We start from the raw sequence: 8,868 nt of genomic DNA, 5'->3' as shown, positions 1-8,868 counted from the left end.
CGACGGATTAAACGACCTGGTTTTTTCAAATGACTTTGGAGCAGATGTACTACTTGCTAATTCAGAGGGCTTTGAGCAAAAGCTTACCTCAATTGATTTTAGCATTGAGCTAGGCGAGCTAAGCAATGGCGAGACTCGCAAAATAAAGCAAATTATTGATATTAATAACGACGGATTTCTAGATTTTACAACCAGACAGTTTAAGCCTACACAAGGTATGGACTCGCTAGATATAAAAATAGCACATACTTTGTACCTAGGGAGTGCTAAAGGTTTTACTAATACGCCCATTACCTTATTTGAAACACAGGGCCCTAGTGAGTTATTGCTCAAAACTGACTTTAATAATGATGGCTTAATTGATTTACAAAAAATGGACTTAGATATTGGCTTAGGTACTATCGCCTCTATGGCATTAGGCGGTGGCAGTACTGATGTAGATGTAGAAATGAATCTTTATAAGCAGCAACCCGACGGCTCATTTGCCAATAAATCGAGTATTGAACTTGATTTAGAAATGGAAGTGGGGATGAATGGCGATGAATCAGAACCGGCTCTCTATTTAGGTGACATTAACGGCGATAGCTATATTGATGCGGTATACAAATACAGTAAAAAAACGCTGTATATTTATTATGGAGAGCAAGACTCACTGCTAAATGATAAACGCAAAAAATTAAAGCTAACGCTGCCTAAAAATAATAAAGATATTCTTCTGGTAGATATAAACCAAGACGGTAAAAAAGATTTTGTATTTAAATTTACCGAAGAAGATGGCACCAGCAAAATAGAAACACGATTAAATTAAGCCAATAAAAAAGCCCAACAGAATTAACCGTTGGGCTTTGGACTTAAGACTTTCGAGTAACAGTCAGCTTTACTCTAAGTAATAACACCTAAGCAGTTACATTTAGCAGTGAATCGCCTTCACTTAAACCAAACTTCTCTTGCACTGATGCAAGGATTGATTCTTTATCTTCATCAGACAACTGGTTTGAATACTCAGTTAAGAGCTCATCTAAGTAGCTCACTACCTCGTCTGTATCGACTGATTCTAATGAGTTTTGTGGCGGTGGCGGCGGTCTTTGACCTTCTGCTCTTCCTGCATCACCAATGCTTTTAGCATCAAACTCGAGTTCGCCCATTAAATCAGCAAGCTCTTTTGTTGGTTCAATACCTTGTTCTTTAAATGCAGCTTGAATACTTTGCGCATCGTCGCTAGTTAAGTTTTCTGCATCAAACTGTGCAAGCGTTTCTTTAACAAAATCACTTTGCTCTGTTGTTAATTTTGCAGCTTGACTACTTTGTTGCGGCACAAAACTCACAGAGCTGCTGCCAATATTATTAATCATTTTAGTATCCTTTCAACGTTCACGACGAGGTGGTTTATGATCGCTAAGCTCTTGTTCAGTAATTTCGCCATTACCATCGGCATCTATAGAATCAAAAATTGTTTGTGCATCACCGTGCGGCGGTTTTTTAGCACTAAACTCTTCAAAGCTAATTACGCCATCACCATCAGTATCAATAGTTGAAAAGTCAGGTTTTTCAGGAGGATTGTCACCGCCTCGAGCAGCTACATTAGCTGAAAAAGCAATAGATAATATTGCCACAGTGGCAAGAGTTGAAAAATGCTTCATAGTAATAACCTCGTATTTAAGAATTAAACTAAGATTACGCTTTAAAAACGCAAACAATGTGCAAATAATGAGGAAGTAATAAATTATTTTTAATAAAAACTGATGATTCAAAAAAAGTTCTGGTTGATTGCTTTGCAATCAATATATAAGCTAATAAAATAATACGATTAATTACTCTCTGGCAGTAGTGTTACTGCCCTTAATTCTCAAAGCTGATATACTGCTTGAGCCAATTAAACAAACAAATACAGAGCACTTTCATAAATAATGATTAATAACCAACCCTACTTAGCAGGCAATCTGTGAAAATACCTAAACGCCTACAACCTCTTGTTGATGATGGCCTTATTGACGAAGTAATAAGCCGACTAATGAGCGGTAAAGAAGCCGATGTATTTATTGTGCGTTGTGGTGAACATATTCGCTGTGCGAAAGTGTATAAAGATGCGGTTAAACGTAGTTTTAAAAAAGCGGCACAATATCAAGAAGGCCGAAAAGTACGTGGTGGACGCCAAGCGCGTGCAATGGGTAAACGCTCTAGCTATGGCCGCCAATTAGAAGAAGAAATTTGGCAAAATGCCGAAGTTGATGCGTTATCTCGTTTAGCTGGCGTGGGTGTACGTGTTCCTGATACTTACTTTTGTATTGATGGCGTGCTGCTTATGGAGCTCGTCTCTGATGAAGATGGTAACGTAGCCCCTCAACTAGGACATGTCGTTTTTAGTGAAGAGCAAGCGATTGAGCAGTATAAACTCATGATACATTACATTAAGCTAATGCTTTGCGCAGGTATAATACACGGTGATTTATCTGAGTTTAATGTACTTGTAGATAATAACGGCCCTGTAATTATAGATTTACCGCAAGCCGTTAACGCCTCAGCAAATAACAGTGCACAAGCTATGTTTGCACGCGATGTCAATAACATACGCCGCTACTATGGTGAATTTGCGCCAAGCATACTAAAAACTCAATACGCTAAAGAAATGTGGGCACTATTTGAAGAGGCCAATTTAACGCCTAATTCAACGCTTACAGGTGAATTTGAAGACAGCGACGAACTTGCTGATGTAGATTCTATTCTTGATGAAATCCAAGCTGCCGAATACGAAGAGTTTGACCGTTTAGAGCGAATTAAAAATGCTGACGACGATGAGTAACTCATCGTCATAGCTCATTCCACCTTACTGTGGATGCACAAACCGGTAGCCAACCCCATAAACAGACTGGATAACACTTTCAGTTTGTGTCACTTCATCTAGTTTTTTACGCAACTTTTTAATATGGCTATCAATTGTACGGTGGCTCACAATACGCTGATCGGCGTACATAGTGTCCATTAAGCTATCGCGCGAATAAATACGATTTGGGTTGTTAAACAAAGGTTTAAATAGCTGAAATTCAAAGTTCGTCAATTCTATGCTGTTAGATTTATATTTTACGCTGTAGCTGCTCTCGTCAAGCTTCATTGTTGACTCTGTAACGTCACTTGCGTTATTTAATCGCCTTAAAATAGCTTTTACACGTGCCACCAGCTCAGCATAACTAAACGGCTTACAAATATAATCATCTGCACCTAATTCCAGCCCAAGCAGCCTATCTATTTCTTCTACTTTTGCCGATACCATAATAATAGGCACGTTTGAAAAGCGCCTGATTGCTTTACACAGTTCAATACCACTTTGACCTGGTAACATTATGTCTAGCAAGATTACACTCGGCCTGTTAATTTCAAGCCAAGGTAATACTTCATTCCCGTGATGTATTTGATGAGTAATAAAGTGATGGCTGCTTAAAAAGTCACTCATTAAGTTAGCTAGCTTTACTTCATCTTCCACAATTAGTATTTGTTCACTCATAGGCATCTCTGTAAGTAACCTTAACTTTATTTTATAAACTAAATAGTTGGCAATCTAATAATAATAGCAAGGCCGCCTAAGCTGGCTTTTTCTGCAGCGATTTCACCTTTATGACCTTTAACTATATGCTGGCAAATAGATAAACCTAAGCCAGAACCGCCTTCTTGGCGATTACGCGAACTATCTACTCGGTATAAATACTCAAATAAATGCGATAAATGCGACTGCTCTACACCTACGCCATTATCTTCGATTATAAGCTCTAAATAAGTTTGCCCTTTAATGCTTATATTATTAGCCGTTAAAGAAATAGTTGTACATTGTGCATAGTGTACTGCGTTCATTAGAATATTATCGAGTAGCTGCAAAAGGCGTGTTTTATCTGCTTGTACAGTTATGTGTTTAGCGCTATTTAGTAGGTATATTTTTATATTATGTTGTTCAAGCAAAACCTGATACTTTTGCTCAATAGTATTTAATAATAACGCCATATCAGTAGGTTGCATAGTGTAGTGCATACCTCCTAACTCTGCGCTATTGAGCATATGCAAGTCGTCTATTAAGCGTTTTAAATGTAGGGCTTCATCGTTAGCCGAACTTATATTTTTTGCGTTCGGTTCTCGTATACCAAGTAGCATAGCTTCAAGTTCACCGAGTAAAATACTCATTGGCGTCCTAAGCTCATGAGAAATATTAGCAAGCCAACGCTTACGTACTTGCTCATCTTTAGCGAGTGTAAATGCAAGCGTATTAAAATCTTCGCTCAACTGTCCTAGCTCGTCTTTTCGCTCAAGCGTGAGTTTGGTCTCGTAATTACCTTGCGTTAAGCGATGCATACCGTTAGCAATTTGCTTTACAGGGCTTACTAGGTGACGAGACAATAAAAAAGTAACCATTAATGTTAGCAATACCGCAGCTAAAGCAATAAACCATAAGTAGTTAGTTTGCTGCTGTAAAAAATCAAGCTCATAGCCATCAACCAAGCTATCTCTTTTAGAAACTGCTAAGTAACCCACTATTTTATCGTTAACAATAATTGGGGTTGTTATATATTTTAAATCGCTGAGGTATCTACCCACTACTTGCTGTTTATTTTCGTCAAGCAAAGCGTAGTGAGCAATATTTTCTGGCGGTGGGCGGCGATCTTCCTCTAAACGAATATGATCTGGCGGCGGTGGTCGCATCACTCGCCCACGCGGACCTGGGCCTTCTTGTGGCCTAGGCAAAAACTGGCTATTTTCTAATTGCGATTCAACACGTTTTCTAAAGCTTTCGCCATTGCCGACAACATGCTCCCATGAGGGTGTTTGTTCGTATTGCTTTGCAAATTGCACAACAAGTGGTTCAAGCGCTTTCACCTCTTTTGCATTAACAAAATCAATTACGCCTTGCCCTATGCTCCACTGTATAAGAACCACAAGCCCTGCAATAACACTAAAGGTAAAACTAAATAGTATTAAAAAAAGTTTATTATGAATTTTCATTAATGCGTGTTTTCAACCTTGCTAGGAAAGCTCTCAAATCGGTATGTTATAAACTCTTTGGTTTGGTCGTTAACATACAGCGTAGCAACTATTTTTTTACCTTGAGCGGTCCAATACATATGACCATGATTATTTAAAGTAACCGATACGGTATTTATACCAGTTTTAAATAAGTTAGCAGGTAAATGCAACGCTTGTCCGTAAATTCGCTGTATTTTAACCCCATTAATGTATAAATGAGCATGACCTTGTAAAAAACCGGTGTCTTGGTTTGTTGTCACGCCCATCATTTGTTGCATGTTCATCGTGCCCTCTGGCGGCACAGACAAATCATAACGCTGTGTATCTAAAATTAAGTTATAACCCGACATACTATCTTTTAATAACTTAAGGCTTAATGCCGGGGTTGGCGTGTCATTTGGCACAGCTATAGGCATATGGCTATGATCCATCATTTCCTGCTGCGCAAAGAGCTTGAAGCTCAATAGCGCAGCAGTTGTTAGGATCAATGCGTATTTAAAATAACGCATAGTTACTCCTTACATTCCCGGTGGTGGACCCATTGTTTCGCCAGTATCACAGCGACCAATTGAATTAGCGGCTAATTGACCTTTAAAACGAGGCCCTATTTGATAAGGAAAAGAAGGCTGTAATTTACCATCACTGTCTAACGTTAGTGTTATATGGTAGTGATAACCCTTACCATCATTAGTATCGTGGCCGTTATGCTCATCTAATTGAGCACCGGTTACTGTTTTTTGCGCGTAGTAATAATCTTCAAAGTAATAACCATCGTCGGCATTCAATGTATTACCAGAGAGCGTCGTTACTTGTGCACCTATAGCAGGACCTGCATCACTTGTTTGTGTACCTTGGCTAACATCGTATTGATCAACTAAGGTACAGCTTCGCTCACCCTCAGTACCACAACCCCCTTCACTTGTAGGTGCACCGTAATCTCGCATTTCCCAGCCACTTAATGCTAGTTGTCCGTTACTTTCATAAGGACCATAAAGCGGATAGCCATCAGCTGCAAACCCATAGATAGGTGAATGCGCATCGCCATCATCTTCAAGTAAATCAGCTAAGCAACTAGTATAAAAATGGTGATGATATTCACCGTTAGCAGCATGTCCGCCACACACATCAACATCATATTGCTCAGCAATGGGCGCTAATGTATACCAAATATTATTTCCGTAGCTCATACCATCGCCCCAGTTAAATATACTGGTGCCATTAACCATTAAGCCAACTGTACCTAAACCTGTTTCGCAAGTTTCAGCGTCAGATAAATCGGTAGGTGTTAGCGGAAAATACGCTTCAACCGCTTGTTCTGTTGGGCAACCCGGTCCTGGAGGCCAATAACCTGCACCGCCTGTGTCATCACAGTTTTCAGTGCTGCTGTTATAGCCAATATCTTCACCAAAGGAAATGGTTTGCCCTACTGCTGCAGAAGTTACACCGTTATAAAAATCGGTAGCTGCACGCGGGCGGTTATTTAACGCGTCTACTTGGTCTTGTGTAAGCGTTACATCATATTTAGGAATGTCAGTAGTTTGCACATACATGTATTCAACGTCAGCATCTTCCTCAGTAACGCTAACAACCTCAACTGATTGAACATCTTCAACCACTGCACCATTATTTTGTATGTATGTAGAAGTTGTATCGTTGTTAATTAACCAGCTGGTAAGTTTTGCACTATTATCAACTGTATCTGAGTCTGATGAAGCAATCACATTAACTATAACTGTATCTACAACGACATCGTTTGTGCCATCATCTGCACTGATCTCAAATACAAGTGCTTCATCGGTTAATACCTCTGGGGCAACAAACTCTGTAGACGTTGCAGTACTTGAAGATAAACTAACGCTAGTGCCTGATGTTTGCGACCAACTAACCGATACTTCACCGTCATCTTCAACCGTTGAACTTAAATAAACGGTATCGCCCGCATTAACAGTTTGGTCAATACCAGCATCAACCGTTGGAACACTATTACTGACTGTATCGCCGTCTGTTGCAGTACTTGTTGAATCGCTATTACATGCGCTTAAAGCGATACAAAGCGCACTTAACGCAAATAACTTAGTTGCATTAGCGGCTTTTGTTTTAAGAAGTGTTTTCAATGCTTGAACCTTTACTTTAACGTTTAATAAAACAAAGTTAACAAGTAAAAGTGCAAACAATGTGCACAAACAAAGGAAGATTGTGATCAAAAAAGACAACCTAAGTTGTCTTTTTGCTATTTAACTGGAGTCTGGCTATTTATTTTTTCAAATGTTTATCAAAAAAGTCTAAAAATGCCTGAAGAGTTTTAACTCTGTGTTCTTGATAAGATAAGTAATGATCGCCATCCTCAAGCTCAATATAAGTAACATCTTTTGCTTCATCATCAAGTTCATCCTGCATTTCTCTACTATGGTAAACAGGTACCACACTGTCGTCAGTTCCATGTACAAGCAATATTGGTCTTGTTATTTTTTTAGCAAAATTCACTGGAGAATTAGCTTCTAGTAAATCATCATCAGTTCCAAACTGCTTTCTAACGATATTTTTGTTTGTAAAGTGTCGTGCTTTACTCACTAAATACTGTAAATCACTTACCCCAGCAAAACTAGCCGCACATTTAAACGTTTCTGGGTGCTTAATTACAGCCATTAACGCTGCATAGCCACCATAGCTAGCACCACCAATACAAATGCTATCTGCTTGTGCTATTCCTTGGTCAATTAACCAGTTTGCACCGTCTTGCAAATCATCTTGCATAGCCAAACCAAAACCTTGAATTGACTGCATTAAAAAGTCGTGCCCATAACCACTCGAACCACGGAAATTAGGCTGTAAAACAGCATATCCGTTATAGGCTAATAAAGCTGTCCAGTAATCAAAATTAGCATAATCCCTTGCCATAGGGCCGCCATGTGGAAATATAATTGTTGGTAACTTATCACCTTCTTTATATTCTACTGGTAGAGTTAGATAGCCTTCTATTTTTAAGCCATCTCTTGCCTTGTAGCTAATGCGCTTTTTGCCTCTGTATACAGAGGCATCTATTTGCGGATAAACATCAGCAATTGCACTCACCTGTTTTTTTACTCTATCCCCAAATAAATAACTACCAGACGTTTTGTCTGAGCTGATATAGAGTATATATTTTTGCTGATCTTTACTGGTACTTACAATGTCTAATTTATATTCTTCTTTAGGGAGCGATACGCGCAAAGAACGATGTAATTTATCTAAGTCTTTATCCCAATATTTAATACCATCATCTAAATGTGAATCAGTAAAGCCTGCAACTTCGCCAGTTTGTTGTGAATAAAAAATAGACCCATCAAAATCATATTTACTATTACTGTAAATTAGCTCGCGAGCTTTAGTCGTTAAATTGAGTTTAAATAATGCATCGCGCCCTTCATGTAACGCAGTGATGTATAAAAAATTAGAGTCTTTATCAAACCCTAATATAGAAATACTTTGCTTACTAAAAACCTCATAATCAAATAAAGTTTCCCACGACTGTTTATTCTCATCAAAATAATCGTAAGTAAATTGCGTATCGTCCATTTTTTTTGCAATACGAACTTTACCTTGCCTGTCGGCAAACCAAGTAACTACATTACTGCGTGGTCTTTGTATTTGTGTCTTACGTAATGTGGTTAAATCTAACTCATAAACTGCTGGGGTATTTGCAATTTTAAAATCCCCTTGAACTAAAATTTTATTTTCTTTTTCAGGTAAAAAACTAACAATTCGGTCTGAATATTGTGGCTGGATTTCATCTCTTACTGTGTTGGCTTTAAAAGCTAATTTAAGACCTTTATCATTTTTAAAGTTATACGCATACATAAGCGTTGATGTATATTTAACTCCGCC

At 38.5% G+C, this 8,868-nt stretch carries 8 protein-coding genes and 1 pseudogene; 2 read left to right on the top strand and 7 right to left on the bottom strand.

What is annotated here, in order from left to right; all coding sequences use genetic code 11:
• A pseudogene (locus tag H5072_RS05845) lies at positions 1-808 on the top strand (VCBS repeat-containing protein); the annotation flags it as partial.
• An 88-nt stretch (positions 809-896) separates the two neighbouring features.
• Here H5072_RS05845 and H5072_RS05840 read toward each other — a convergent pair.
• The gene (locus tag H5072_RS05840) at positions 897-1,352 is read right to left on the bottom strand and encodes a hypothetical protein (RefSeq protein WP_024603529.1); all 456 of its coding nucleotides are present in this window, start codon (positions 1,350-1,352) and stop codon (positions 897-899) included.
• A 12-nt stretch (positions 1,353-1,364) separates the two neighbouring features.
• Positions 1,365-1,640, bottom strand: a complete 276-nt coding sequence (locus H5072_RS05835) for an EF-hand domain-containing protein (protein WP_182196862.1) — start codon at positions 1,638-1,640, stop codon at positions 1,365-1,367.
• A 302-nt stretch (positions 1,641-1,942) separates the two neighbouring features.
• Here H5072_RS05835 and H5072_RS05830 point away from each other — a divergent pair, with 302 nt between their 5' ends.
• Positions 1,943-2,800 (top strand): PA4780 family RIO1-like protein kinase, encoded by an 858-nt coding sequence (locus tag H5072_RS05830; RefSeq protein ID WP_002958167.1) that lies wholly within the window; start codon positions 1,943-1,945, stop codon positions 2,798-2,800.
• A gap of 24 nt (positions 2,801-2,824) precedes the next feature.
• On the opposite strand, the gene H5072_RS05825 is transcribed toward H5072_RS05830, so the two are convergent.
• The 5 genes from H5072_RS05825 to H5072_RS05805 all read right to left on the bottom strand — a co-directional run.
• Positions 2,825-3,499, bottom strand: a complete 675-nt coding sequence (locus H5072_RS05825; protein WP_024597035.1) for a response regulator — start codon at positions 3,497-3,499, stop codon at positions 2,825-2,827.
• Between the two features lie 38 nt (positions 3,500-3,537).
• Positions 3,538-4,983 carry an ATP-binding protein gene (locus H5072_RS05820; protein WP_182692972.1) on the bottom strand — a complete coding sequence of 482 codons (1,446 nt, stop codon included), beginning with the start codon at positions 4,981-4,983 and terminating at the stop codon, positions 3,538-3,540.
• Entirely contained in the window at positions 4,983-5,513 is a 531-nt protein-coding gene (locus tag H5072_RS05815) for a hypothetical protein (protein WP_182692971.1), read from the bottom strand. The genes H5072_RS05820 and H5072_RS05815 overlap by 1 nt, the downstream gene beginning before the upstream one ends.
• Before the next feature lie 9 nt (positions 5,514-5,522).
• Positions 5,523-7,178: a YHYH protein gene (locus H5072_RS05810; RefSeq protein WP_182692973.1), complete on the bottom strand. Its 1,656-nt coding sequence runs from the start codon at positions 7,176-7,178 to the stop codon at positions 5,523-5,525.
• A 79-nt stretch (positions 7,179-7,257) separates the two neighbouring features.
• Positions 7,258-8,868, bottom strand: a 1,611-nt coding sequence (locus H5072_RS05805) for a S9 family peptidase (protein WP_182692970.1), incomplete at its 5' end; no start/stop codon positions are given.

The sequence above is a fragment of the Pseudoalteromonas sp. SR45-5 genome (genome assembly GCF_014163565.1).
GTDB classification, from domain to species: domain Bacteria; phylum Pseudomonadota; class Gammaproteobacteria; order Enterobacterales; family Alteromonadaceae; genus Pseudoalteromonas; species Pseudoalteromonas distincta.
The sequence above is the reverse complement of the archived record's forward strand: the minus strand, read 5'-3'. Positions and strand labels throughout refer to the sequence as shown.

What these genes read in the sequence shown, in the direction of transcription:
- H5072_RS05840 (WP_024603529.1), bottom strand. Translation starts at nt 1,352, where the DNA reads ATGATTAATAATATTGGCAGCAGCTCTGTGAGTTTTGTGCCGCAACAA.
- H5072_RS05835 (WP_182196862.1), bottom strand. Translation starts at nt 1,640, where the DNA reads ATGAAGCATTTTTCAACTCTTGCCACTGTGGCAATATTATCTATTGCT.
- H5072_RS05825 (WP_024597035.1), bottom strand. Translation starts at nt 3,499, where the DNA reads ATGAGTGAACAAATACTAATTGTGGAAGATGAAGTAAAGCTAGCTAAC.
- H5072_RS05820 (WP_182692972.1), bottom strand. Translation starts at nt 4,983, where the DNA reads ATGAAAATTCATAATAAACTTTTTTTAATACTATTTAGTTTTACCTTT.
- H5072_RS05815 (WP_182692971.1), bottom strand. Translation starts at nt 5,513, where the DNA reads ATGCGTTATTTTAAATACGCATTGATCCTAACAACTGCTGCGCTATTG.